Source organism: Chelatococcus asaccharovorans, assembly GCF_003201475.1.
In the GTDB taxonomy this organism is placed as follows: domain Bacteria; phylum Pseudomonadota; class Alphaproteobacteria; order Rhizobiales; family Beijerinckiaceae; genus Chelatococcus; species Chelatococcus asaccharovorans.
Map to the genome: position 1 here is coordinate 214,660 of NZ_QJJK01000002.1, position 24,399 is coordinate 239,058.

The 24,399-nt window shown below is 64.3% G+C and carries 24 protein-coding genes; 15 read left to right on the forward strand and 9 right to left on the reverse strand.

Annotated elements, in window-relative coordinates; genetic code table 11:
* Window positions 1-153: 153 nt before the first annotated feature.
* Window positions 154-318 (forward strand): hypothetical protein, encoded by a 165-nt coding sequence (locus C7450_RS33450; RefSeq protein WP_170147076.1) that lies wholly within the window; start codon window positions 154-156, stop codon window positions 316-318.
* Here the strand turns inward: C7450_RS33450 and C7450_RS05585 are convergent.
* From C7450_RS05585 to C7450_RS05610, 6 genes are all read right to left on the reverse strand, one after another.
* Entirely contained in the window at window positions 309-1,586 is a 1,278-nt protein-coding gene (locus C7450_RS05585; RefSeq protein ID WP_110373418.1) for a TRAP transporter large permease, read from the reverse strand. The genes C7450_RS33450 and C7450_RS05585 overlap by 10 nt on opposite strands.
* Before the next feature lies 1 nt (window position 1,587).
* Entirely contained in the window at window positions 1,588-2,094 is a 507-nt protein-coding gene (locus tag C7450_RS05590; RefSeq protein ID WP_170147077.1) for a TRAP transporter small permease, read from the reverse strand.
* A gap of 292 nt (window positions 2,095-2,386) precedes the next feature.
* A complete protein-coding gene (locus C7450_RS05595; RefSeq protein WP_170147078.1) occupies window positions 2,387-3,376 on the reverse strand; it encodes a C4-dicarboxylate TRAP transporter substrate-binding protein in 990 nt (329 codons plus the stop codon).
* Between the two features lie 228 nt (window positions 3,377-3,604).
* A complete protein-coding gene (locus tag C7450_RS05600; protein WP_110373421.1) occupies window positions 3,605-4,801 on the reverse strand; it encodes an ABC transporter substrate-binding protein in 1,197 nt (398 codons plus the stop codon).
* 11 nt (window positions 4,802-4,812) lie between these two features.
* A complete protein-coding gene (locus C7450_RS05605; protein ID WP_110373422.1) occupies window positions 4,813-5,568 on the reverse strand; it encodes an enoyl-CoA hydratase/isomerase family protein in 756 nt (251 codons plus the stop codon).
* Window positions 5,565-6,776, reverse strand: coding sequence for a CaiB/BaiF CoA transferase family protein (locus tag C7450_RS05610; protein ID WP_170147079.1), 1,212 nt, complete (start codon window positions 6,774-6,776; stop codon window positions 5,565-5,567). Before C7450_RS05610 ends, C7450_RS05605 begins: the two co-directional genes overlap by 4 nt.
* Before the next feature lie 175 nt (window positions 6,777-6,951).
* Between C7450_RS05610 and C7450_RS05615 the strand changes: the two genes are divergently transcribed.
* From C7450_RS05615 to ilvA, 14 genes are all read left to right on the forward strand, one after another.
* On the forward strand, window positions 6,952-7,653 hold the full coding sequence (locus C7450_RS05615) for a GntR family transcriptional regulator (protein ID WP_170147080.1): 702 nt from the start codon (window positions 6,952-6,954) through the stop codon (window positions 7,651-7,653).
* A gap of 434 nt (window positions 7,654-8,087) precedes the next feature.
* Complete coding sequence (locus C7450_RS05620) at window positions 8,088-8,903, forward strand: GntR family transcriptional regulator (RefSeq protein ID WP_170147081.1); 816 nt, start codon at window positions 8,088-8,090, stop codon at window positions 8,901-8,903.
* Between the two features lie 34 nt (window positions 8,904-8,937).
* Complete coding sequence (locus tag C7450_RS05625) at window positions 8,938-10,440, forward strand: ABC transporter substrate-binding protein (RefSeq protein ID WP_110373426.1); 1,503 nt, start codon at window positions 8,938-8,940, stop codon at window positions 10,438-10,440.
* A gap of 91 nt (window positions 10,441-10,531) precedes the next feature.
* Window positions 10,532-12,034 (forward strand): ABC transporter substrate-binding protein, encoded by a 1,503-nt coding sequence (locus tag C7450_RS05630; protein ID WP_110373427.1) that lies wholly within the window; start codon window positions 10,532-10,534, stop codon window positions 12,032-12,034.
* Window positions 12,035-12,312: 278 nt separating this feature from the next.
* The gene (locus C7450_RS05635; RefSeq protein ID WP_110373428.1) at window positions 12,313-13,242 is read left to right on the forward strand and encodes an ABC transporter permease; all 930 of its coding nucleotides are present in this window, start codon (window positions 12,313-12,315) and stop codon (window positions 13,240-13,242) included.
* On the forward strand, window positions 13,239-14,108 hold the full coding sequence (locus tag C7450_RS05640; protein ID WP_110373429.1) for an ABC transporter permease: 870 nt from the start codon (window positions 13,239-13,241) through the stop codon (window positions 14,106-14,108). The genes C7450_RS05635 and C7450_RS05640 overlap by 4 nt, the downstream gene beginning before the upstream one ends.
* Before the next feature lie 7 nt (window positions 14,109-14,115).
* A complete protein-coding gene (locus C7450_RS05645) occupies window positions 14,116-14,907 on the forward strand; it encodes an SDR family NAD(P)-dependent oxidoreductase (protein WP_210206372.1) in 792 nt (263 codons plus the stop codon).
* Window positions 14,908-14,918: 11 nt separating this feature from the next.
* Window positions 14,919-15,818 carry a polysaccharide deacetylase family protein gene (locus C7450_RS05650; RefSeq protein WP_110373430.1) on the forward strand — a complete coding sequence of 300 codons (900 nt, stop codon included), beginning with the start codon at window positions 14,919-14,921 and terminating at the stop codon, window positions 15,816-15,818.
* Between the two features lie 6 nt (window positions 15,819-15,824).
* Window positions 15,825-17,378: a gamma-glutamyltransferase family protein gene (locus C7450_RS05655; RefSeq protein ID WP_210206373.1), complete on the forward strand. Its 1,554-nt coding sequence runs from the start codon at window positions 15,825-15,827 to the stop codon at window positions 17,376-17,378.
* Entirely contained in the window at window positions 17,368-18,366 is a 999-nt protein-coding gene (locus C7450_RS05660) for an ABC transporter ATP-binding protein (RefSeq protein WP_110373432.1), read from the forward strand. The genes C7450_RS05655 and C7450_RS05660 overlap by 11 nt, the downstream gene beginning before the upstream one ends.
* Before the next feature lie 13 nt (window positions 18,367-18,379).
* Window positions 18,380-19,399 carry an ABC transporter ATP-binding protein gene (locus C7450_RS05665; RefSeq protein ID WP_110373433.1) on the forward strand — a complete coding sequence of 340 codons (1,020 nt, stop codon included), beginning with the start codon at window positions 18,380-18,382 and terminating at the stop codon, window positions 19,397-19,399.
* A gap of 28 nt (window positions 19,400-19,427) precedes the next feature.
* Window positions 19,428-19,835: a RidA family protein gene (locus C7450_RS05670; RefSeq protein WP_110373434.1), complete on the forward strand. Its 408-nt coding sequence runs from the start codon at window positions 19,428-19,430 to the stop codon at window positions 19,833-19,835.
* A gap of 101 nt (window positions 19,836-19,936) precedes the next feature.
* The gene (locus C7450_RS05675) at window positions 19,937-20,404 is read left to right on the forward strand and encodes a RidA family protein (protein ID WP_110373435.1); all 468 of its coding nucleotides are present in this window, start codon (window positions 19,937-19,939) and stop codon (window positions 20,402-20,404) included.
* Window positions 20,405-20,559: 155 nt separating this feature from the next.
* Window positions 20,560-22,104, forward strand: a complete 1,545-nt coding sequence (gene ilvA / locus C7450_RS05680) for a threonine ammonia-lyase, biosynthetic (RefSeq protein WP_267214203.1) — start codon at window positions 20,560-20,562, stop codon at window positions 22,102-22,104.
* A gap of 10 nt (window positions 22,105-22,114) precedes the next feature.
* On the opposite strand, the gene C7450_RS05685 is transcribed toward ilvA, so the two are convergent.
* The 3 genes from C7450_RS05685 to C7450_RS05695 form a co-directional block, all read right to left on the reverse strand.
* A complete protein-coding gene (locus C7450_RS05685) occupies window positions 22,115-22,357 on the reverse strand; it encodes an HP1242/YdcH family protein (protein WP_110373436.1) in 243 nt (80 codons plus the stop codon).
* Window positions 22,358-22,667: 310 nt separating this feature from the next.
* Window positions 22,668-23,978: an isocitrate lyase gene (gene aceA / locus C7450_RS05690; protein ID WP_110373437.1), complete on the reverse strand. Its 1,311-nt coding sequence runs from the start codon at window positions 23,976-23,978 to the stop codon at window positions 22,668-22,670.
* 189 nt (window positions 23,979-24,167) lie between these two features.
* On the reverse strand, window positions 24,168-24,398 hold the full coding sequence (locus C7450_RS05695; RefSeq protein WP_110373438.1) for a hypothetical protein: 231 nt from the start codon (window positions 24,396-24,398) through the stop codon (window positions 24,168-24,170).
* Between the last annotated feature and the right edge of the window lies 1 nt (window position 24,399).

The window sequence follows — 24,399 nt, forward strand, 5'->3', positions numbered from 1 at the left end:
GGGTCCAAGATCCTCACGGGTCTCGGATCATGATGGAGGAAAGATCGTCCGGGGTAAGACATCATCATGGACGAATGCATGGTGTCGAAGCCATCTTTGCCGCGTCGAGCCGGTGGAAGCCGCGTGCACGACAGCGGTCGCTCAGATGGCGTCATGTCCGGGATCGGCGTGACGGTGCAGGCCGACCGCAGCCGTGCACCGCCGCCGCATTCTGCCAGGCCGGCAAGCCCGCCGCAGGAGGGCGTGCCACCGACGGCCGCGGGCACTGATTTCGTCGCGACCCGCCGCGTGACGACGCATAGCGCCGCTCAGCCGTAGATAAGATTGGGCAGAAACAGACTGATCGCAGGAATATAGGTAATTATGAGTAACGACAGCAGCAACATTCCGAATATCACCCAGAAGTACCGCATGAATTCCGATGATGAACATCCAACGATCGTACTCGCCACGAAGATGAGTGTCGCCACGGGCGGCGTCAGCGCGCCCAAGGTCAGATTGAACACCAGGACGACGCCGAAATGCACGAGGTCGACGCCGAGCCCGGTCATCAGCGGCACGAGGATTGGCGTCAGAATGATCAGCAGCGGCGGGCCCTCCAGGGCAAGGCCGAGCAGAAGCAGCAGCACATTGATGATCATCAGGATCACGAACTTGTTGTCGCTGGTGGCGAGGAACCAGTTCGCTATGGTTTGCGGCAGGCGCTCCCAGGCAATCGCATAGTTCAGCCCCGTACTGGACGCCAGAATGAACATGATGATGGCCGTCAGGAGCGCCGATTCCTGAAATATCGCCGGCAGTTCCTCGAGTTTCAGCTCCTTGTAGACAAAGACACTTACGACGAGGCAATAGAGGGCGACGAAGGCGCCGAGCTCTGTTGGGGTGAACAGGCCTCCGCGCAGGCCAACCCAGACGAAGACGGGAAACATCAAGGCCCAGAAGCCGCGCCGGACCGCCTGTACCAGATCGGCCATCGTCGCTTTCGGCCGCAGCGGGATCTCGATGGCGTGCTGTCGCATGACGAGGAGATTGGCGATCATCAGCGCAATGCCGATGACGATCCCGGGGACGACACCGGCCATGAACAATCGGCCGATGGAGACCTCCGCCATGAGACCGTAGAGGATCATCATGATGCTCGGCGGGATCATGGGGCCGAGCACGCCGGCGACAGCCGCGACGGACGCCGCAAAGCCGCGCGGATACCCCTCCCGCACCATCTCGCGCGATACCGTCTTGGACAGGATGGCGGTATCGGCCGTCGCCGAGCCGGACACCGCGCTGATCAGCGCGCCGCCGAGGACGCCGACCTGCGCGAGCCCGCCGCGCATATGGCCCACGGACACCCGGGCAACATCGATGAGGCGCCGCGCGATGCCACCGCGCTGCATGATCTCCCCGGCGAGGACAAAGAACGGTATCGCCAGCATGGGAAACGACGCGGTGCCGCTCGCAATCCGCTGCGCGAACAGGGCCTCCGGCAAACCCGCGGCCACGAAATACAGCGCGCAGGGAATGAGAACGGCAAAGGCGATCGGCATCCCGAGGCCGATCAGGACCATGATACCGATGAGGAGGAGCGTCATGTCAAACCTCCGGATCGGTATAGGTTTTTAAGCGGACACATTCGGCGTCCTGCCAGTTGCGCAGGATGTCGATGATCTGCGCCGCCGAATGGATCGCCATGAGCGCGAAGCTTATAGGTATCGCCAGGTAAACATAGAAGTACGGGATACCGACCATATCGATTTCGCGATCCCAGGAATTCATACTCAAGTTGTATCCGATCCTTGTCATATGCAGGGACACGACAAGAATGGCGGTCGACATAAACAGATGTAGCCAGGGCTTGCCCGCCTGCGGAATGAAGATCGAGAACCCCTCGATACCGATATGCTGCAATTTCCGCACCGCCCCCGCACTCCCGATGAAGACGAGCCAAACGAAGAAGGCGGTTGCGAGCTCGGCCGAGCCGGCGAAGGAGACATTGAGTATATAGCGGCAGAGGACATCGATGATGACGAGTACGGTCATCAACGCGAGCAGAAAGCCTGGAAGGAAATTCTCGGCTCGTTGCACGAGGCGCTTGATCAACATGGGAACCCGTCTTCCTGGAGAAAATCCGACTTGGATTGGATCACCCGATACTATCCAAGGCGGTGAATGTGCTCGTTTATCGCAAGGCGGAGCACTTTTCAGGTCTGATAGAATTAAAGAACGCCCCAGCTGTCATGGCCGGGCTTTGTCCCGGCCATCCCGATGGGTCTGGCTCACACCTTCCCAATCGGGATCCCCGGCATAAGTCTCGCTGATCGGGATGGCCGGGGATGACGCCGGTGAGGCAGATGCTTCAAAGTGTCCGGAAAATGCTCTATGAACGTTCCAATTACATTTGCGCGCCGACGATGGCCCGCACCTTGTCGAGCAGGCCGGGACTCCAGTCCTTGTAGTCCTTGTAGATCGGCAGGACGGCCGCCTTGTAGCCCTCGATGTCGGGGGTGACGAATGTGACGCCGGCTTTCTGCATCTGGGCCTGGAGATCACCCTGGCGATCGGCACCCTGCTTGCTGTAGCGCTCGCCACCTGCCAGCATTTCCTCGATGAGGATGGCCCGCTGGTCGGCGGGAAGACTGTCAAACACGGTCTTGTTCATCATCAGCCCGAGCACCTGCTTGACATGCCCTGTCTTGGTGACGAAGGGCGCCGGCTCATAGAGCTTCGAGCTGTAGATCGAGCCCGTCGGCCCTTCGGCAGCATCCACCACGCCTTGTTGGAGGGCACTGTAGACCTCGGCAAAGTCGAGCGTGACGGGCGAAACGCCGAGCGCCTTGAAGGAATCGATATAGATCGGGATCGGCGCAAGCCTGAACTTCACATGCGCGAGATCGCTGACTTTTGGATATCCCTTGCGGCCGACGATATGGCGATCACCGAAGAACCAGTTGAAGGCGAGCATCTTGATGCCATTCTTCTCGCCCTGGGCCAGCCAGCTCTTGGCGAGATCCGACTTCAGGACCTTGGTGACCTCTTCATAGTCCTTGAAGACGAAGGGAGCGGAGAGGATACCAACGTCCTTGTTGGCATAATTCGCAAAATAGCCGGAATCGACGATCGTGATGATGGGCGCGCCCATCTTCACCTGCTCATGCACATCGCGTTCGCTGCCGAGCTGCCCGCCTGGAAAAAGCTGCAGCACAAGCTGCCCGCCGGTGCGCTCCTTCACCCGCGCCGCGACGTCCTGCAGGATGACGTTCTGCAACTCGGCCGCCGCTTGGCCGGTGCCGATGCGCAACACCGTTTCGGCCTGCGCGGGCGCGGCAATCGCCAGCGCTGCGGCCGTCACACAAAGTCCAACAAAGCTCTTGAATGCTTTCACGTGACCCTCCCAGATCTTCTTTCAGCAGGAACTGCCTGCCATCGACCGTATTGCGGGCACTATCCTCACCCGGCGGCAGCAATGTGCAGGTCGTGGACGCGGTTTTGCTCCAGGACAGACACAATGCCGCATTGTTTGTTCGTCGGCCCTCGCGACCGATCTCACCATCTTGGGAGACTGCGTCTCCGTCTCCTTGTACGCGGCCATTTCCGCCAGAGCGCCCGCCGCTCAGGTCGTCGCCTGCGCCTGCGTCACGTCCACGAGCTCCCGCATCGCCCTCAGCAACGCCGACCGCGTCGTCTCCTTTCTCAGGTAAGAACCGACATGGCGACCGGCCTCCTTTTCGAAGCGGCCGAAGCCCTTGAAGCGCGGCCGGACCGCGGCCTGCTCCAGCGTTTCCCGCACCGACGCGAAATAGCCGTTGAAAGCGGCATCGATCGCATCGTCGTGCCAGGCTGACGTCGTCGCCGGCTGGCCGTGGTGCCGGGCAAAGATGCCATCTTGCGTGTTCTGTTGCAGGAGAAATGCGACATAGGCTTTCGCGGCATCCGGATCCGGGCAGTGCGCCGTTATACCGACCGCCGCGCCGCCTACCAACGTCCCCGCGCATGGCGGTTCGACAAGCCCCGGGAAAGGACCGAAGCCGAGACGCCGCGGTCCGAAATCCGCCTCGCCATAGGTGGCATAGCCATAGGTCAGCGGGCAGTAAACGAGATCATCGCGGCTCACCATCGCGTCGTGCAGCGCAATGGAGTTGAAATGCCCGCTGTCGGGATGGCCATAGCCATTGACCTCGTCAAGGACATCAAGCGCCCGGGCGAAGACATCGAGGTCGAAGACAAGGCCCCCCTCCGGCGTCGCCGTCCAGCGCGCGCCGAGATTGTGCATCAGCGTGCCGGCCGCGAGAAAGCCGTGGTGATCGCCATTGGCAAGGCCGAGCCAAAGCCCCTGCCGCCGCGCGGCACGACCCAATGCAATCACCTCATCCCAGTCCTGCGGCACGGGACAGTCGAGCTGATTGAGAAGGTCCGGCCGAAATACGGCGTTCATGGTCGCCGCATCGACCGGCGCGCCCCACACCTTGCCCTGCCAGCGATAGCTCCGCAGCGACGGCCCCGCGTAAGTCTCCTCGGCCGCGCCGCCGGGAACCCGCGCGAGCACATCGTCCAAGGGAAGAAACAGGCCGGAGCCGGCGATCTCTCCGACGAAAGGATGGTCGAACACCAGGAGATCGCAGTCGCGGATGGCCTCGGCGAGCGGCTGGTGTTCGAAAGCGCTGAGGTCGCGCACCGCCCAGTCGACCGTGCGGCCAGCGTTGTCTTCGGCAAAGACGCGGCTTGCCGTGACCAGGGGATCGATCGCGCGCCGATGTCCCCAGGTGATGCCACGGAGAGGTTGATGCGACTGCCTCTCCGTCCTCATCATGCTCGCCCCCGTCACGATGACTTCCGCGTGCTGAACAGCTCCGCGCCCGCCTTGTCATTGCCGGCCGCGAAGCACAGGGCCATGAGTTCGTTCTCGATCTGGAGGCCGAGATCGAGATTGCCGTTCATCCCGGCGCGCACCGCGGCCTTGGTCGCCTGGGTCGCCACCGGCGAATAGCTCGCGATCTGCCGCGCAAGTTCGCGCGCCCGCGGCAGTTCCTGGCCATCATCGACGACCTCCTCGACAAGGCCGATCCGCAACGCCTCTTCCGCTGTGATGCGCTGGCCGGTGAGCAGGATGCGCATGGCCTGGCCATAGCCGACGAGGCGCGGCAGATATTGGGAGGTCCCACCGGCGCCCACCCACCCAAGTCCGATCTCGGGCGAGCCGAGAACCGCACTGCGCGCGGCGATGCGGACGTCCGAGGCAACGGCAAGTTCATGTCCGCCGCCGAGCGCCCAGCCGCGCAGCACGGCAATAACGGGCTGGCGAATGGCGCGGATCTGGGTGACATAGTCCACGCGGTTGCGCCAATCCCAGAAGTCCTCGTATTCCTTGAGCGTATTGATGTCGGTGCCGGCGCAGAAGGCGCGCTCACCTTCGCCGCGCAACACCACGACATGGATCGAGCGCGTCTCGTTGATCTCCTGGCTGAGCTCGCGCAGCAATTTGAACATCGCCGGCGTCATGGTGTTCAGCTTGGCTGGACGGTTGAGCACAAGCTCGGCGACATGGCCGTCCTGCTCGATGTAGATTTCCGCTTTCATCGGGCCGCTCCCGTGTTGTGCAGCGCCTGTCGCGCGCCAGCATCAAAGCCGAGCTCCGCGAGCACCTCGTCGGTATGCTCGCCGAGGCGCGGCGCTGTCTTGACCTTGCGTGTCTCCCCGGTGTCGATCGCCGGCGCCAAGGTGCGATAGGGGCCGCCGGCGTGGTCGATCTCCGTGACGAAGGGGCGGAACTGCTCATGGTTGGCGAGATCCGCATAGCTCTGGACCGGATTGACCCAGATATCGAGCGGCGTGAGCCGGTTGATCAGGTCTTCCGTCGTATATCGGGCAACATGCTGCGCAATCTGGCCGGCCGCCTTGTCGCGCCAGCGCCGGCGCGCCGCGACATCAGCGTGCGGAGGCGCCTCATCGGCGAGGCTAGCGAGCGCGGGATCGCCGAAGGCCTCGGCGAGCGCCGGGAACCGCGCCTGGGCGATCGCGAGGAAGCCGTCGGCGGTGCGATAAATCCCGTAGGGCGGCTCCATATAGACGCTGGCGAAAGGACGATCCGACCGCGGCGCCAGACGCCCGGTGTTGAGGAAAGTGGAGATCTCCTGGATCTGGATTTCGAGGGCCGCTGCCAGCAGCGACACTTTGAACTCGCGCCCCTTGCCCGTCCGCTGCGCCTCGATATAGCCGGCAAGCGCGGCCTCAGTCGCCAGATGCGAGGCGCAGGTATCGACCATGTAGACCGGCGACGGATGCGGAAGCCCATCATCCGTGCCCGCGTTGAAGGCCAGACCCGAGAATGACTGTACAAGGAGATCCTGGCCCGGCCGATCGACCATCGGCCCCTCGTCGCCATAGCCGCTGATGGCGACATAGACGAGCTTCGGATTGATGCGATTGAGCGTCGCAAAATCAATCCCGAGCTTGGCGGCAACGCGCGGCCGGAAGTTCTGCACGAGAATGTCGGACTGGGCGACGAGTCGGTGCAGAATCTCCTGCGACGACGGCTGCTTCAGATCGAGGCAGATGCCCCGCTTGCCCCGGTTGAGCATGAGAAAGGCGCTCGATTCCCCGCCATGACGATAGCCATCGATCGGCCATTGCCGGGAGAAATCGCCGGCCGGCGACTCGATCTTGATGACGTCGGCGCCGAGATCGCTCATGCGCGCTGTCGCCAGCGGGCCAGCCATGGCGATCGTCAGATCGAGCACGCGGACGCCCTTGAGAACGGAACTGCTGGAATGGGTTGCGGAGGACACGGGCACCTGCCTGGTTGAACAATCCATAGATCATAAATCATATATGATCTATGATCGCAAGAGCTGAATGTGCCATCGCCGGCAAATGGCAGCAGCGCCCGCCGAAGGGCGGGGCTTGTCTCTCCCAGCCCCGCTTTCCCCTTCCGGGAATCGGGCAAAGGCGGTAAAGGTCACGATGATGGAGCCTGTACGCGAGCCCGCTTTGCCCCTTTCCGTCCGCGCAGGCCGGAGCGATCTGCAGCGCTCCAATCTGGTCGACCAGATTCATGACGAGCTACACCGCCGGATCACCGACCGGCTGATGACTGCGGGCGAGCGCATCATCATCGACAAGCTCGCCGCCGAATTCGGCGTCAGCCTGATTCCCGTCCGGGAGGCTCTCGCACGCCTGAAGGTCGAGCGGCTCGTCACCCACGAATCCAACAAGGGCTACCGCGTCGCGCCGGCGCCGGAAGGCTTCGAGATGCGCAAGCTCTTCGAGGCACGGCTGATCGTGGAACTTGGAGCGCTCGAGCAGGGCTTCGGCAATCTCACGGATGCGCTCGTCGAGCAGCTCGCCGCCATCAACGCGACCATCCGCAAGGGCGACTATGGGCCCGAGTTCGCGAGCTTCCGCGACTTCATCGATCGCAATGCCCATTTTCATCGGCTGATCGTCGGGCTCGCGCAAAATCCGTTCATCGACGAGGCCTACAGCATGCTGGGCTATCATCAGCGCGTGGCCCAGACGCTGTTCGGGCGCGGCCCTGACAATCTGGACATGATCGTGCGCGAGCACGACGCCATCGTCGAGGCGCTGCGCAAGCGCGATCTCGCCGCCGCCAAACAGGCGCTCGGCGATCATATCCGCAACGGCATGGACCCCTATCTGGCGTAGTCGGACGCGAGGCGCACCAGACAATTGATACGACACCGCCCGTCTCGACGGTGGATGCTTTTGGTCGTCCGGTCGAGACGCATCGGAACGCGTCCCGGCCGGACTCGCTCCATCCGGTGTCCCTAGGACCAATCGAGCGCTTTCAGCCGTCATGGCCGGGCTTGTCATTGAAGTCGGGCTTGCCCGACTTCAATTTGTCCAACGCGGAACTCGGCTACAGCCGAGTTCCGTTGCCATCCCGATGTATCGAGGCGCCTTTCCGATCGGGATCACCGGGACAAGCCCGGTGATGACGATGGTATCTCTCGGGCAATTCTCGAATGTCAATTCACCCGAAGCCTGATCATCAAATGCTTATCAGCGTGGGCGACCACAGCATGTGCTATAGCGGCCCCCCTCACGTGACATCTCACAAATCACTTGTGACATGTCACATGCTGTGCTCAACTGGGCCTATGCTCGATCGATCGTCCCCATTCCTGACAACGCTGCCGCCTGGACCCGCCACCAAAGGCGCCGTCGCCAGCCAGGTGCTGCGCCACGCCCTACTGACCTGCGATCTCGCTCCGGGTTCGGCCTTTTCCGAAGTGGAGATCGAGACGCGGTTCCGGCTGGGGCGCGCGAGCATCCGCGGGGCGCTCGCGGGCCTTGCCGGCGAGGGGCTTGTCACCGCCCTTCCCAGGCAGGGCTGGCGCGCGGCGCCGATCACCGGGGCCCTGATCGGCAGTCTGATTGCAGCGCGCCGCCAGATCGAGCCGGCACTGGCGAACCGCAAGCTATCGCCCGCCGAAATCACTCGCCTCGATTCGCTCGTGATGCTCGATGCCGCGCTCGTTGGCAGGGGGGACGTCCAGGCGCTCACCACGGCGCGCATCACGGATCGGCAGATCATGGACGTGATCGCGCTCGGCGCGGGGCTCTTTCAGCGCAAATGGCTCACGGAGACCTGGGATCACTGCGCGCGGGTCCTGGCCTTTCTCGAGAAAGGCGAGTTGACGTACCACCCGCTCTCGCGCGCCAATCTCGTTTCCGCCCTCAGGGATGGGGATGCCCAGCTGGCCGGCGTCGAACTTCTGCGCGATATCGAAGCCTTCGAGCGTTTTGTCACGCGGGCGCTTCTCGAACGATCCGATCTCACGATCGAGAGCGCGGCACAACGGTCCGCGCGCCGCATGCGCGACAAGCCGGCACCCGGCGCGACAGCAAACGCGCAATCTGGCGAGACATCGAAGCCCTCACGCAGATCTTGAGCATGGCAGTCTAACAGCTATTGGGGACAATAAAATGGCGTCACGCAGCTCGAAAATTGCAGCGATTTTACTTGGATTGTCTCTTGCGTCGGCGCCTGGCGCCCTTCTTGCCAAGGACAGGCTGACGGTGGATCTCGTCAACGAGCCCTCCTCGCTCGATCCGCAGGTGCAATGGAATCCGGACAGCTACTACGTCTACCGCAATATCTTCGACAATCTTCTGACCCGCGACGACAAGGGCGACATTGTCCCGCAGGTCGCGAAGTCCTGGAAATACCTGTCGGATACGGAAATCGAATTCGACATTCGCGACGACATCACCTTCCATGACGGCAAGAAGCTGACCGCCGAGGACGTCGCCTTCAGCGTCCAGCGCATCACCGATCCGAAGTTCGGCAGCCCGCAGTTGGGCCAGTTCAACAAGATCATCAAGGCCGAAGCGACGAGCCCAACCAAGGTCAAACTGACGACCGACGGCGCCTATCCCGCCCTCCTCGCCCAGCTTACCAAACTGTCGATCGTGCCGAAGCATGTCGTTGAGGCCGTCGGCAAGGATGCGTTCAACCTGAAGCCGGTCGGCAGCGGCCCGTACACGTTCGACACCTGGCAGCGCGGCGTCCAGGTGACGCTCAACGCCAACCCGAACTACTGGGGCGACAAGGGGCCATTCCCCACGGCCGTGTTCCGCGCCGTGCCGGATGCCGCGACGCGCGTCGCCAATCTCCAGGCCGGCACCAGCGATCTCGCCGTCACGCTCGATTCCGATCTCGCCGAGCAGCTCAAGAATTCGCAGAAGGCGAAGGTGCTTTCGGTGCTCACCGAGCGCGTCGCCTATCTTCGCCTCAACCCGACGAAGCCTCCCTTAGACAACCCGAAAATCAGGCAGGCGGTTGCCTATGCGATCGACAAGGAAGGCCTCATCGATGGCATCCTCGGCGGCTATGACAAGCCGGTGCCGGAGATGCTGACACCGTCGCACGTGGGCTGGGTCGCCGACATCAAGGCCCCGTCGTTCGATCTGGCCAAGGCCAAGGCCCTGGTGGCCGAGGCCGGGCCTGTCGCTAAAACGGAGATCGAGCTCGCGACCTCACCCGTCTTCGATCAGCGCATCGTGCAGGCCATCCAGCAGATGCTGACGGAAGCCGGACTGAACGTGAAGATCAACATGTCCGACATGGCGAATTACCTGAAGCGCGCCCAGGGCGGCCTCGACGCCACGCCGGCGCTGAGCTTCGGCCGCTGGTCCTGCGCGTGCCAGGATGCCGACGGCGTGCTGTTCCCGCTCCTCCACAAGAGCAGTTCCTGGTCCGTCTATCGCAACGACAAGGCCGATGCGCTGCTGGAGGCGGCCCGCGCGACGCTCGACGAAAAGAAGCGCCTCGATGCCTATCGGCAGATCCATGAGATCGTCGCCGAGGACGTGCCGCTGGTGCCGCTGTACCAGGTTGCGGCGATTTACGGCGCGGCGAAGCCCCTCCAGTGGCAGCCCTCGCCCGGCGAAAGCCTGTTTCTCAACCGTATGAGCTGGAAGGACTAAACAGCTTTCAGGGAGAGCCCACTCCTTACAACGCACAATAATGGGCCGTGAAACACAAGTCTTTCAGATGGAACTTGATGGGAGAACGGTTATGTCGATACGAGGCAGGGGGCTCGTGGCGGCCCTTCTGGGATTATGCCTGACAGTCGCACCCGGCGCGCTGATGGCCAAGGACAGGCTGACGGTGGATCTCGTCAACGAGCCATCGTCGCTTGACCCGCAGGTGCAATGGAACCCGGACAGCTATTTCGTCTACCGCAATATCTTCGACAATCTGGTGACCCGCGACGACAAGGGCGACATTGTTCCGCAGGTCGCGACGTCCTGGAAATACCTGTCGGATACGGAAGTCGAATTCCAGATCCGGGACGACATCACCTTCCACGACGGCAAGAAGCTGACCGCCGAGGATGTCGCCTTCAGCGTCCAGCGCATCACGGATCCGAAGTTCGGCAGCCCGCAGCTCAGCCAGTTCAACAAGATCATCAAGGCCGAAGCGACGAGCCCGACCACGGTCAAGCTGACGACCGACGGTGCCTATCCCGCGCTGCTCGCCCAGTTAGTCAAGCTGTCGATCGTGCCGAAACACGTGGTGGAAGCCGTCGGCAAGGATGCGTTCAACCTGAAGCCGGTCGGCAGCGGTCCGTACAAGTTCGACGACTGGCAGCGCGGCGTGCAGGTGACTCTGAGCGCGAACCCCAACTACTGGGGCCAGAAGGGGCCATTCCCCACCGCCGTGTTCCGCGCCGTCCCGGATGCCGCGACCCGCGTCGCCAATCTCCAGGCCGGCACTGCCGACCTCGCGGTCACGCTCGATTCCGATCTCGCGGCGCAACTCAAGAATTCACCAAAAGCAAAGGTGCTTTCTGTTCTCACCGAACGCGTCGCCTATCTCGCGATGAACGTGCAGAAGGCCCCCCTCAACAATCCGAAACTGCGCGAGGCGGTGGCCTATGCCATCGACAAGGAGGGGCTCGTCGACGGCATCCTCGGCGGCTACGACAAGGCCGTTCCGCAGATGCTCTCGCCGGCCCATGTCGGCTGGGTCGAGGGTATCGAGGCCCTGCCCTTCGATCTCGCCAAGGCGAAGGCGCTCGTGGCCGAGGCCGGTCCCGCGGGCAAGCAGGAGATCGGGCTGCTGACCTCGCCGGTCTATGATCAGCGGGTTGTGCAAGCCATCCAGCAGATGCTGCGTGAGGCCGGCCTCAACGTCAAAATCGAGATGACGGACATGGCGACCTGGCTGAAGCAGATGCAGAGCGGGCCGGATGTCATCCCGCAGATGGCGTTCAGCCGCTGGTCCTGCGCCTGCCAGGATGCCGATGGCGTCCTGTTTCCGATCCTGCATTCATCGAGCGGCTGGGCGAACGCCAACGACAAGGTCATCGACAGTCTCCTCGTCGAGGCACGCCAGACCCTCGACGAGAAGAAGCGGCTCGACGCCTATCGCGGCGTGCATGAGCGGGTGCGGACCGAGCGTTTCATCATCCCGCTCTATCAGGTCGGCATCGTCTATGGCGCCGCCAAGGGCCTGCAATGGACGCCGACACCCAACGAGAGCATGTTCATCAACCGCATGAGCTGGAAGGATTAGGACCGATCGGTATCCAGCCGAAAGGGATAGATCTCGGCTCGAGTCATCCCCGGCGGCCAGCATAGCTGGCCGGGAAGGGGATCCAGACATCAAGCAATATGGTCCATGGATCCCCTTTCCGGCGCTCCGCGCCGCCGGGGATGACACCGAGGGTCCAGACCCACAACCGGCAGATGCCTGAATGCCGGCCGTTCGCCATCCAGCGCTTCCAAGGGGGCATCATGCTCCACGGGAGCGATATCATCTCGTTTCACCTTGTTGGGCAGGACTTGAGATAGATGCGACGTTTCCTCGTCCGGAGGGTAGGCCAGGTGATCGGCACGATCTTCGGCGTCGTCACCCTGATCTTCTTCCTCCAGCGCCTGACCGGCGACCCGACCTTCCTGCTCGTCCCGGAAACGGCGACGCAGGCGGATATCGATGCCCTGCGCCATTCGCTGGGCTTCGACCGGCCGCTCTTCGTGCAGTACCTGGATTTTCTTGGGCAGATCGTCCGGTTCGATCTCGGCCGCTCGGTCATCCAGAATATTCCGGTCTGGGATATCATCGCCTCACGCGTGCCCTATACCCTGCAGCTCGCGGGCGGTGCTTTCCTTGTTGCCTTCGGGCTCGGCATTCCCGTCGGCATCGTGCTGGCCTTGCATCGTGAACACATCGCCGCGCGGGTGCTCGCCGGCATCGTGTTGTCCGCCCAGAGCATGCCGACGTTCTGGAGCGGCATCCTGCTCATCATGATCTTCGCGGTCACGCTCGGCTGGCTGCCGCCGTCGTCGGCCGGCGGCATCGATCATCTCATCATGCCGTCCTTCGCGCTCGGCCTCCTCAGCATGGCCACTTTCGCGCGCATCACGCGCACGTCGCTTCTGGACGAGTTGTCGAAGGACTATGTCCGGACGGCACGCTCGCGCGGCGTCCCGATCGGCAGGCTGCTCGTCCGGCATCTCGCCCGCAACGCCTCCATCCCGATCATCACGGTCTCGGCGCTGGAGATCTCCAACCTGCTCGCCGGCGCCGTGATCGTCGAGACCGTCTTCGCCTGGCCCGGCCTCGGCCAGGTGACCGTCCAGTCCATCCTGGCGCGCGATTTCCTCGTGGTGCAGGGTGTCGTGCTGCTCGGCGCCTTCGTCACCGTGGCGCTCAATCTCGCCGCCGATCTCCTCTACAGCGCCGTCGATCCGCGCATTCGCCTCGATGGAGGACGGAGATGAGCGCGGTCACCGCTCCCCCCGCCGTGAGCCGTCCACGCGCGAGCCTCGGCAAGCAGGCTCTGCGCTGGGCGCCGATCGGCCTCATTCTCTTCGCGGTCCTCGTCGCCGTCTTCGCGCCCTTCATCGCGCCCTATGATCCGAATTCACAAAATCTTCTCGGCCGCATGAAGCCGCCCGGCACGGTATCCCGGAGTTTCCACTACCTGCTCGGCAGCGACGAACTCGGGCGCGACCTCTTGAGCCGGCTCATCTTTGGCGCGCGCGTCTCGCTCTTCGTCGCCTTCGCCTCCGTCATCCTGTCCGGCGTCATCGGCGTCCTGCTCGGCATGCTCGCCGGCTACGCGCGGGGCTGGGTGGAAGTGGTCGTCATGCGGCTCGTCGACGTCTTCCTGTCGATCCCGGCGATCCTGCTCGCCATCATCACAGTGGCGGTGCTGGGGCCCGGCCTCATCAATGTCATCGTGGTTCTGGCGCTGACGCGTTGGCCGCGTTACGCGCGGATCGCCTACGGCCAGACGCTCGGCGTCGCCAACATGCCCTATGTCCGGCTCGCCGCCTTCATGGGCGCGTCGGCGCCGCGTGTCCTGTTGCGTCACATCCTGCCGAACATCATCGGCGCCGTCACCGTGGTGGCGACGCTTGAATTCGGCCTCATGGTCCTGTTCGAGGCGGGCCTCTCCTTCCTCGGCATGGGGGTGCAGCCGCCGACGTCGAGCTGGGGCGCCATGCTCTCCTCCGGGCGCAACTATCTCGCCACCGCCTGGTGGATTGCCACCTTTCCCGGCATCTGCCTGTTCCTGCTCGTGCTGTCCGTCAATCTGATCGGCGACGATCTGCGTGATCGTTTCGATCCGCGTTCACAATGAGGCCATCATGGATTTCTTTTCCGACATCGCCGGCAAACGCGCCGTCGTCACCGGCGCCTGCGGGGTCGTCGGCCGCTGGATCGCCGCATCGCTGCGCGAAGCGGGTGCCGCGCTCTGCCTGACGGATACGGACGCTCAGGCGCTCCAGGATTATGCCGAGGAGCTCGGTCTCGGCAGCGGGAGCTTCACCTTTGCCGCCGATCTGACCGACGAGGCGTCCATCAACGGGCTTGTCAATACGGTCGAGGAGCATTGGGGGGCCGCGGACATCCTGGTCAACAATGCCGGCATCTATCCCAGCGGCTTCCTGCTCGACATTTCCACGCAGGATTTCGACCGCATCTTCGCCGTCAATCTGCGCGCGCCGTTCATTCTGACCAAGGGCATCGCCCTGCAGATGATCGCCAAGGGCATCAAGGGCTCGGTCATCAACATCTCGTCGGGCGCCTCCCGCAAGATGCGCCGCACCGTGGTGCCCTACTGCACCTCGAAGACGGCGCTCGACCGGCTGACCAAGGGCTTCGCCATCGAACTCGCGGAATTCGGCATCCGCGTCAATGCGCTGGAGCCGGGCTTCGCGGCGGGCTCCGCCGTCAGCAGCCTCACGGACGAGCATATCGCCAATACGATCGCGGCGATCCCGCTCGGCCGGCCCTCCTCGCCGAGTGACGTCGCCAACGGCCTCCTCTATCTCGCAAGTGAAGCCTCGGCCTATGTGACCGGCGCCACGCTGACCATCGACGGGGGGAACTCGATCGGCTCGCTGGCCGTCCATCAGGCCAAGAAACATCCGTTGTGAGCGAGGCCCCAATGCCCCATCCGTCTCACCGTCCGAACCATCCCCGCTACGTCTGGCCGGAGGGGAAACAGAGCGCCTTCTGTTTCTCCATCGACGTCGATGCGGACGCCCCCCTTCTCTGGAATCTCAGGGAGGGGGCGCCGTCGCCCCTGCTCGGCCATATGGAACAGCGCCTGTTCGGGCCCCGTGTCGGCATCTGGCGGATCCTCGATCTGCTCGATCGCTTCGGCATCAAGGCGAGCTTCTATGTGCCGGGAGCCGTGGCCGAGCAGCACCCGGACCTCCTGCCGGCCTTCGTCGCGCGCGGCCATGAGATCGGCCTGCACGGCTATTTCCACGAGATCGTCTCGCAGATCTCCGACGCGGAATTCACCGGCGCGCTCGAAGCATCGCTGGCGATCTTCCAGGCGCAGGTCGGTATCAAGCCGAAGGGCTTTCGCTCACCGGCCTGGGAAATGACGCCGCATATGCTCGCCGAAATCAAGAAACACGGGCTCTACGACAGCTCGCTGTCCGGCTTCGATCACCCCTATACGATCGGCGACGTAGTCGAGGTGCCGGTGCAATGGGCGATCGATGACGCGATCTACTTCAAGTTCCTCGGCGGTGGCGCCGATTCCTGGCCGCCACAGGCAACCCAGCCGATCCTCGACAACTGGCTCGACGAATGGGATATGCTGCAGGCCGAAGGCGGCCTGCTGATGCTGACCGTGCATGACTGGATCTCGGGCCGCGCCCATCGCATCCGCATGCTGGAGCGCCTGCTGGAGAGGGTCACGACAACCCAGGGCGCGTGGATCGCAACCGTCGGCGAGGTTGCCGCGTATCACGCGCAGTCGGCCAATGCGGCCCAGTTCAAAGTACCGGTGAGAACGCCCGAGCCGATCGCTGATCGGCGTTTCGGGAGATAGAGCATCATGCAGACCTTTTCGATCCATAAACCGGCCGTACGCTCGCGGCATGGCCTCGTCGCCGCCCAGAACCGCTATGCGGCGGAAGCCGGCGCCGCCGTCCTGGCGCGCGGCGGCAATGCGATGGATGCGGCCGTCGTCACGGCGCTCGTGCTCAGCATCGTCGAACCCTGGCTCTCCGGCATCGGCGGAGGCGGCTTCCTGCTCCATGCGGATGGAGCGACCGGCAAGGTCTCGACGCTCGATTTCAACGTGATGTCGCCGCGCGCGCTCGACCCGGCGGACTATCCCCTGTCGCGCGCCAAGACCGGCAACTGGTTCGACTGGCCGACGGTGGACGGCGAGAAGAACGTCTCCGGCTACACCTCCATGTGCGTACCCGGCGCCATTGCGGGCCTCGCAGAGGCCTTGGCGCGCTTCGGCACGCTCTCGTGGGAGGAGGCACTGCAGCCGGCCATCGCCCATGCGGAGCGCGGCCTGGAGGTGGACTGGTACACGTCGCTGTCGCTTGCCGTGGAAGCGGCAGCGCTTGCGCAATATCCGGCCAGCGCCGCCCTCTTCCTGGAGAATGGCAGGGCGCCGCGTGCCGGGGATGCCAACACGCCGCATTATCGCCCGATGCCGGAGAAGGCGAAGCTCCTGAAGCGCCTCGCCAGCGCCGGAGCGCGCGACTTCTACGAGGGCGAGGTGGCGCGGCTTCTCCTCATGGATCTCGCGGACGGCGGCTGCGTCATCGATGCCGAGGATCTCGCCCGCTATCGCCCGGTCTGGCAGGAGCCGGCGACCGGCCACTATCGCGGCCTCGACATCCAGGCCATCCCGGGTCTCAGCGGCGGGCCGACCTTCCTCGACGCCTGCCGTCGCCTGGCGGATTACGATCTCGGGGCCAGCGTGCCCATGGCCGACGCGGCGCTGGCCTATGCCACGGCGATCCGACAGGCGTACGAGCAGCGGCTGACGACGATGGGCCACGCGGCGTCGCCGGAGGCCGGCTGCACCAGCCATCTCAGCGTCGTCGACGCCGGGGGTACGATGGTTTCGCTGACCAATACGCTCTTGTCGCGCTTCGGGTCCAAGGTCGTGCTGCCGCGCACCGGCATCCTGGTGAACAATGGTGTCATGTGGTTCGATCCGCGGCCTGGCCAGCCCAATTCGATTGCGGGCGGGGTCAAGCCGCTGGCCAATATGTGCCCGCTCATCATCAAGCAGGACGGCAGACCGACGCTTGCCATCGGCGCGGCCGGCGGCCGAACGATCTTTCCAACCGTCCTGCAGATCATCTCCTATATGGCCGATCGCGGGTTGACGCTGGAGGAGGCCTTTCACATGCCGCGTATCGATGCGAGCACGCCGACAATCCGGATCAACGCCCGGGCCGATCGCGCCATCCCCGCGACCGTGGGAACCCGCTATCCCGTCGAGATCGTCGAGGATACGCTCTATCCCGTCAACTTCGCCATTCCATCCGCGGTCCAGCGCAACGGCGCGGAGAATGTCGGGATGGCTCATCCGACAAGCCCATGGGCCGCCGTCGCAGTTGGAGCACCTGATGGCCGCTGACACCGCCGCGCGCGACGGCGAACCGCTGCTCGCGATCGACGGCCTCTCCATCGCGATCGCCGGCGTCGACGTGGTGGACGGCGTCTCGCTGACGGCCCGCGCCGGGCGTATCCTGGCGATCGTCGGCGAAAGCGGCTGCGGCAAAAGCCTGACGGCACTGTCCATTCTTCGACTTTTGCCGAAAGCCGCGCGTATCGTGGCCGGAACGATCGATCTCGAAGGAACGGACCTCCTCGGCATCTCGGACGACGCGCTGCAGGGCATTCGCGGCAATCGCGCGTCGATCATCTTCCAGGAGCCGATCGCCTCCCTCAATCCCCTGATGCGCGTCGGCGCACAGGTCGAGGAGGCCCTCATTCTCCATCGCGGATTGTCCGGCAAGGAGGCCCGGCGCGAGGCGGTGGCCATGCTCGCCAGCGTCGGCATTCCGGATGCCGAGCGGCGCGCGCGGCAATATCCCTTCGAATTGTCCGGCGGCATGTGCCAGCGCGTGATGATCGCCGCGGCCCTGATCTGCCGCCCTCGCCTCTTGATCGCCGACGAGCCGACGACGGCGCTCGACGTGACGATCCAGGCGCAGATCCTCGATCTCATGAAGCGGCTGCGCGACGACGTCGGCACCTCGATCGTCATCATCACCCATGACATGGGCGTGGTGGCCGAGATGGCCGACGACGTCGCGGTCATGTACGGGGGACGTGTCGTCGAGAGCGGCACGGCGGACACCGTCTTTTCCGCGCCGGCCCATCCCTACACGCGCCTGCTGCTGGCGACGGTCCCCCGCCTCGATGGACATCGCAAGGAGATCCTGCGCACCATCGAGGGCATGGTCCCGAGCGTCGACCAATGGCCGCAAGGGTGCCGTTTCCGCAGCCGCTGTCCGCTGGAGAGCGACATCTGCGCGACGCGGCCCTTGCTCAGCCCGGCCGATGGAGCGGGCCATACCGCCGCCTGCTGGCACGCCGACCGCGTTGCGGAACTGGTTTGAGGGAGTGCGCACGATGAATGCCGCAAGGCCGCTTCTCAGCGTCCGCGATCTCCGGGTTCACTTTCCCGCCCACGGCTCCGACAAAGGCGTCGTGAAGGCGGTCGACGGCATCTCCTTCGAGGTGCCGGTCGGGCGCACCGTGGCCCTCGTCGGCGAGAGCGGCTGCGGCAAATCGACGACGGCCTACGGCATCATCGGGCTCGAGTCCGTGACCTCCGGCTCCATCATTTTCGACGGGCGCGAGATTTCCCGCCTCGACCATCAGGCGCGGCGCGCGCTCGCCACCGAGATGCAGATCGTCTTCCAGGATCCAAGCGCGGCGCTCAATCCCAAGATGACGATCGGCGAGAGCATCGCCGAGCCGCTCATCGTGCAGGGGTGGCGGAAGGCGGACTGGCGAAAGCGCGTGGCGGAACTGCTCGACAGGGTTGGCCTGCCCACGGCCTATGCCGAGCGGACGCCCAATGCGCTATCCGGCGGCCAGCGCCAGCGCGTCGTCATCGCCCGTGCGCTCGCCCTGTCGCCGAAACTGCTCGTGCTGGACGAACCCGTGTCGGCGCTCGACGTCTCCATTCGCTCGCAGATCCTCAACCTGCTCATGGTGCTGCAGAAGGAACTCGGGCTCGCCTATCTGTTCATCTCGCACGACCTGTCCGTTGTCCGCCACGTGGCGGACGAGGTCATCGTCATGTATCTCGGCACGGTCGCCGAGCGCGGGGAAACCGGCGTCCTGTTCGACCATCCGCGCCATCCCTATACCCAGGCGCTGATCTCGGCGATCCCCCTTCCGGACCCGAGGGCCCAGCGCGCACGCGAGCGCATCATCCTCAAGGGCGACCTTCCGAGCCCGTTCAATCCGCCGGCCGGCTGCCCCTTCGTCAGCCGCTGCCCCATCCGGATCGAGCCCTGCGACGCGATCCGCCCCACCCTGCAACCGGTGGAGACCGGCACGGAGGCGGCCTGCCTGGTCAGGGCGCCGGCCGCCGGTCCCGCGTCTCTGCCCGCGGCACCCGCCAAGGTCCTCAGCGCATGATCGAACGCAAGACCATGAAGGCAAGACCATGATCGAACGCAAGAACCCGCCGAACCTCGCCCCGCCCGTCGGTCGCTATCATCACCTGACGGTCATTCCCGCCGGCAGCGACATCCTCGCCATCGCGGGACAGGTCGGTCTCGACGAGAAAGGCCATCTCCCCGATACGGTCGAGGAGCAACTCGCCAATGCCTTCGCCAATGTCACGCGGATCCTCGCGAGCGAAGGCCTCGACCACCGCGCCGTGTTCAAGATCAACATGTGGCTGACGAAACCTGTCAGCCGCGAACGCTATGTCGCGATCTGGCGCGGCTTCCATCACGACGAGCCACCCGCCAGCATGTTCGCCTATGTCGCAGCGCTGATCAGCCCGGAATATCTTGTCGAAGTCGAGGCCTGGGCAGCCCGGCCGGCCAAGACGCCGCCCGCGGCCTGAGGGAGGCGCGACGGGCGCGGGCTATCCTTCAGGGTCGATTCAGCATAGACCTTGCTTCGGCCTTGGAGCTGGGAAGACGCGACCACAGGGGGAGCAGTGCAGTGACACCGGAAGACAGACTTGCCGCCTTGGGGCTGACGCTGCCGACGCCGCCAAAGCCCGTCGCCACCTATGTCCCCTACCGTATCGTCGGCGATATGCTCTATCTCTCCGGCCAGGGCCCCCGCCAACCGAACGGCGGCTACAGCGTCGGCCGTCTCGGCAAGGATGCGACCATCGAGCAAGGCTATGCCGACGCGCGCACCGTCGGCCTGCTGCTCATCGCGGTCGCGAAGGACGCGCTCGGCGATCTCTCCCGTGTCAAGGGCGTCGTCAAGCTGCTCGGGATGGTCAATGCCGAGCCCGATTTCGCCGATCATCCCAAGGTCATCAACGGCTGCTCCGACCTGTTCGTCGAGGTGTTCGGCGAGGCCGGCCGCCATGCGCGGTCCGCCGTCGGCATGGGCTCCCTGCCCAACCGCATGACGGTTGAAGTCGAGGCGATCCTGCAGATCGCGCCGCCGGCTTGATCCAAGTGCTTGATTTTAGAAAGAATCCAGCCAGCTACGAAACGGTTGACCGCCCGGTTGGGGCGCAATAGACCAATCGCGATCAGGATGGATCAGACATCCTGACACTGTCCAGCCCGCCACGACAGGGGATGTCGGCGGCGGTGCTTGATATCATGAGCGACCGTACGACCATGCTGGATTACATCAAGCGTATCCTGACCGCGTCCGTCTATGACGTTGCGGTGGAAACTCCGCTCGACCCGATGCCGCGCCTGTCCCAGCGCCTCGGCATCAAAGTTCTGCTGAAGCGCGAGGATCTCCAGCCGGTCTTCTCGTTCAAGCTGCGCGGCGCCTATAACAAGATCGCCCGGCTTTCAGCGGACGAGCGTGCGCGCGGCGTCGTCTGCGCCTCGGCGGGCAACCATGCCCAGGGGGTCGCGCTCGCGACGGCGCGGCTCGGCATTCGGGCCGTCGTCGTCATGCCGCGCACCACGCCCGCCATCAAGGTGAGCGCGGTGCGCAGCCATGGCGCCGAGGTCGTTCTCCACGGCGACACCTTCGACGAGGCGCGCGTCCATGCCGAAGCGCTCGTGGCGCGCGACAATCTCGTTTTCGTCCATCCCTACGACGACCCCGACGTCATCGCCGGCCAGGGCACCATCGGCGTCGAGATCCTGCACCAATGCGCCGGCCCGCTCGATGCGGTCTTCGTGCCCATCGGCGGTGGCGGGCTCGCGGCGGGCGTGGCCGCTTATGTGAAATTTCTCAGGCCGGACGTGAAGGTCATCGGCGTCGAACCCGACGACGCCGCCTGCATGGCCGCCGCCATCGAAGCCGGCGAGCGCGTTGTCCTTCAACATGTGGGCCTCTTCGCCGATGGCGTCGCGGTGCGCCAGGCCGGGGCCGAGACGTTCCGGCTGTGCCGGGACCTCCTCGACGGCGTCGTCCGTGTCACCGGCGACGAGATCTGCGCGGCAATCAAGGACGTCTTCGACGATACGCGCGCCATTGCCGAGCCCGCCGGCGCGGTCGCGCTGGCCGGGCTGAAGCGCTATTGCGAGGACAATGCGGCCCCCGGCGCGGTGATGATCGCCATCAACTCAGGTGCCAATCTGAATTTCGATCGTCTCCGCCACGTCGCGGAGCGCGCCGAGATCGGCGAGCGCAGCGAGGCGCTCCTTGCCGTCACCATCCCGGAGGAGCCGGGCAGCTACCGCGCCTTCATCCGCATGCTGGGCGACCGCTCCATCACCGAATTCAACTATCGCTACGCGCCCGGCGCCGACGCGCGCATCTTCGTCGGCGTGAAACTCGCGGACGGCGACCGGGAGAAGCAGCACATCATCGGCCATCTCACCGGCAAGGGGTTTCCGGTGGTCGACATGACCGATAACGAGCTCGCCAAGCTCCATGTGCGCCACATGGTCGGTGGGCGCGTGGCGCAGCTGGAGGACGAGCAACTCTATCGGTTCCAGTTCCCGGAACGGCCGGGGGCCCTGCTCGCCTTCCTGGAGGGCCTCAGGCCGGACTGGAACATCTCCCTGTTCCATTATCGCAACCACGGCGCCGACTATGGGCGGGTGCTCGCCGGCGTGCAGGTCCGCAACGGCGGGCAGGCGGCCTTCGAGCGCTATCTCGACACGCTCGACTGCCCCTTCTGGAACGAGACCGACAATCCGGCCTATCGCCTGTTCCTGGACGGCCGTCCCGCAAGCTGAACGACGGCGCTCAGCGCGCTGCGGCCAACGCGCTCGCGATGGCGTCTTTCAAGGCAAGACGCTCTTTGCGCAGGGTGTTCTCGACATCCTCGCTGACGGGCTCGATATTCGTCTCCGCCCGATGCACCCGGTCGTTGACCGCGTCATACTCCGCGAGGATCTTCGCGAATCCGGCATCCTTCGCCTTGAGTTCATGGATTGCCTCGAGCTGGCCCGGGAATTCTTCGCCGAGAGTATGGGGGGTATTCGACATATCAACTCCTCGCTGAGAGCATCGGACCAAAAAGTGGTAAGTGACGTTGATAGATCCGACGCACGAACAAAAAGATAGAGCGGCGCAGCCCTGAGAGAATCAGAGCTACGCCGCTCTATCCGTCATTTCAACCTAAGAGGTTGGATCTATGTCCGCATTGATCGGCATCAATTCGCCATCGCGGGCCGTCGCAGGCGGAGGCTAGCGGTTCGACTCCGACATTTGCATCCGCCCGATAGCACCCTCGGAGCAAATGTCGGAGTCAAGAAAACCACTAGCAAGTTATTGGTTCGCCCTCAGTCTCGATCCGTCAGAACTGCGCCGTCTCCGTCGAGTCGTGCATGGCCGTCGTCGAACTCTGGCCGCTGCTCAAGGTCGTCGCCACCGCGTCGAAATAGCTCGTGCCGACCTCACGCTGATGCCGCGTCGCCGTGAAGCCCTGGGCTTCCGCTGCGAATTCCGCCTGCTGCAGCTCCGAATAGGCTGCCATGCCGTCGGCGAGATAGCGCCGGGCGAGATCGAAGGTGGTGTAGCTCAGGTTGTGGAACCCGGCGAGCGTGATGAACTGGTACTTGTAGCCCATCGCCGCGATTTCGCGCTGGAAGGCCTTCATGGCCGCCTTGTCCATGTGCTTTGCCCAGTTGAAGGAGGGCGAGCAGTTATAGGCGAGCATCTGCTCGGGATGGACCTTGTGCACACCCTCGGCGAAGCGGCGCGCCTCCTCGAGGTTAGGCGTCGACGTCTCGCACCAGATGAGATCGGCATAAGGCGCATAGGCGATGCCGCGGGCGATCGCCGCCTCGATGCCGCCCTTGAGGCGATAGAACCCCTCCGGCGTACGCTCATCCGTGACGAAGGGCGCATCATAATCGTCGATATCGGACGTGATCAGCCGCGCGGCTTCGGCATCGGTGCGCGCCATGATGAGGGTGGGCACCCCCATGACGTCGGCGGCGAGACGCGCCGCATTGAGCGTGCGGATGAAGGCGCGCGTCGGCACCAGGACCTTGCCGCCGAGATGGCCGCATTTCTTTTCCGAAGCGAGTTGGTCCTCGAAATGGACGGCGGCGGCGCCGGCTTCGATCATCGCCTTCATCAGCTCGAAGACGTTGAGCGGACCGCCGAAGCCGGCCTCGGCATCGGCGATGATCGGCACGAAATAGTCGATCTCGCGACCGCCCGCCTCGCCGTCGCGCCGATCATGCCGTTCCATGGTCTGGATCTGGTCCGCCCGCTGCAGCGCGCGGTTGATGCGGCGCACGACCGAGGGAACGCTGTCCACGGGATAAAGGCTCTGGTCCGGATACATATGACCTGAGGTATTGGCGTCGGCCGCGACCTGCCAACCGGAGAGGTAGATGGCCTTGACGCCGGCCTTCACCTGCTGCACCGCCTGGTTGCCGGTGAAGGTGCCGAGCGTCGGCACGAAGTCTTCCCGGTGCAGGAGCTCCCACAGGCGGCGCGCGCCGTTCTCGGCGAGCGTATGGCGAACGGGCAGCGACCCGGCGAGCCGCAGCACATCCTCCGGCGTGTAGGTGCGGGCGATATTGCGCCAGCGATCCGGCGCCCAAGAGGGTGCGGGGAAGGCCTCGGCAGAGGTGGAGGGAGCCTTGTCGAGCATGGTCCTGTCTTTCGCTTTCTCAGAAAAAAATGCGCCCGCTGGCGGGCCTGTGTAAAACCGAGGGGAGCGCCGTTGCGGCGGCGCCCATCGGGCTGATCCGCCTCGGACATATCCACCTTGGGAGGATCCGCCTTGGGAAGATCAAAGCCTTGGGAAGATCAAGGCCTTGGGACGATCCGGCGGGATGCCTCAGCCAGCCGTCCGCCGCGCATAGGTGGCGGCGATCAGTTGCCGTCCCTCGAACATGCGCTGGCCACCGTCGGCATCCGCCATGGTGAAGCTGTGCCGGCCCGTGCGATGGACGATGGAGAACTGGCGCTCAGAAAGACCCTGTTCCTGGAAGGCCCGGTGGATCTCGGTCATGTCGGCACCGATGATCGTGACGAATTCGGTGTCGTCGTGGGGGTGCTGAATGTTCATG

Excerpts from the sequence above, each read along its gene's own strand:
- C7450_RS33450 (WP_170147076.1), top strand. The coding sequence starts at position 154 with ATGTCCGGGATCGGCGTGACGGTGCAGGCCGACCGCAGCCGTGCACCG.
- C7450_RS05585 (WP_110373418.1), bottom strand. The coding sequence starts at position 1,586 with ATGACGCTCCTCCTCATCGGTATCATGGTCCTGATCGGCCTCGGGATG.
- C7450_RS05600 (WP_110373421.1), bottom strand. The coding sequence starts at position 4,801 with ATGATGAGGACGGAGAGGCAGTCGCATCAACCTCTCCGTGGCATCACC.
- C7450_RS05605 (WP_110373422.1), bottom strand. The coding sequence starts at position 5,568 with ATGAAAGCGGAAATCTACATCGAGCAGGACGGCCATGTCGCCGAGCTT.
- C7450_RS05615 (WP_170147080.1), top strand. The coding sequence starts at position 6,952 with ATGATGGAGCCTGTACGCGAGCCCGCTTTGCCCCTTTCCGTCCGCGCA.
- C7450_RS05620 (WP_170147081.1), top strand. The coding sequence starts at position 8,088 with ATGCTGTGCTCAACTGGGCCTATGCTCGATCGATCGTCCCCATTCCTG.
- C7450_RS05625 (WP_110373426.1), top strand. The coding sequence starts at position 8,938 with ATGGCGTCACGCAGCTCGAAAATTGCAGCGATTTTACTTGGATTGTCT.
- C7450_RS05630 (WP_110373427.1), top strand. The coding sequence starts at position 10,532 with ATGTCGATACGAGGCAGGGGGCTCGTGGCGGCCCTTCTGGGATTATGC.
- C7450_RS05635 (WP_110373428.1), top strand. The coding sequence starts at position 12,313 with ATGCGACGTTTCCTCGTCCGGAGGGTAGGCCAGGTGATCGGCACGATC.
- C7450_RS05640 (WP_110373429.1), top strand. The coding sequence starts at position 13,239 with ATGAGCGCGGTCACCGCTCCCCCCGCCGTGAGCCGTCCACGCGCGAGC.
- C7450_RS05645 (WP_210206372.1), top strand. The coding sequence starts at position 14,116 with ATGGATTTCTTTTCCGACATCGCCGGCAAACGCGCCGTCGTCACCGGC.
- C7450_RS05650 (WP_110373430.1), top strand. The coding sequence starts at position 14,919 with ATGCCCCATCCGTCTCACCGTCCGAACCATCCCCGCTACGTCTGGCCG.
- C7450_RS05655 (WP_210206373.1), top strand. The coding sequence starts at position 15,825 with ATGCAGACCTTTTCGATCCATAAACCGGCCGTACGCTCGCGGCATGGC.
- C7450_RS05660 (WP_110373432.1), top strand. The coding sequence starts at position 17,368 with ATGGCCGCTGACACCGCCGCGCGCGACGGCGAACCGCTGCTCGCGATC.
- C7450_RS05665 (WP_110373433.1), top strand. The coding sequence starts at position 18,380 with ATGAATGCCGCAAGGCCGCTTCTCAGCGTCCGCGATCTCCGGGTTCAC.
- C7450_RS05670 (WP_110373434.1), top strand. The coding sequence starts at position 19,428 with ATGATCGAACGCAAGAACCCGCCGAACCTCGCCCCGCCCGTCGGTCGC.
- ilvA (WP_267214203.1), top strand. The coding sequence starts at position 20,560 with ATGAGCGACCGTACGACCATGCTGGATTACATCAAGCGTATCCTGACC.
- C7450_RS05685 (WP_110373436.1), bottom strand. The coding sequence starts at position 22,357 with ATGTCGAATACCCCCCATACTCTCGGCGAAGAATTCCCGGGCCAGCTC.
- aceA (WP_110373437.1), bottom strand. The coding sequence starts at position 23,978 with ATGCTCGACAAGGCTCCCTCCACCTCTGCCGAGGCCTTCCCCGCACCC.
- C7450_RS05695 (WP_110373438.1), bottom strand. The coding sequence starts at position 24,398 with ATGAACATTCAGCACCCCCACGACGACACCGAATTCGTCACGATCATC.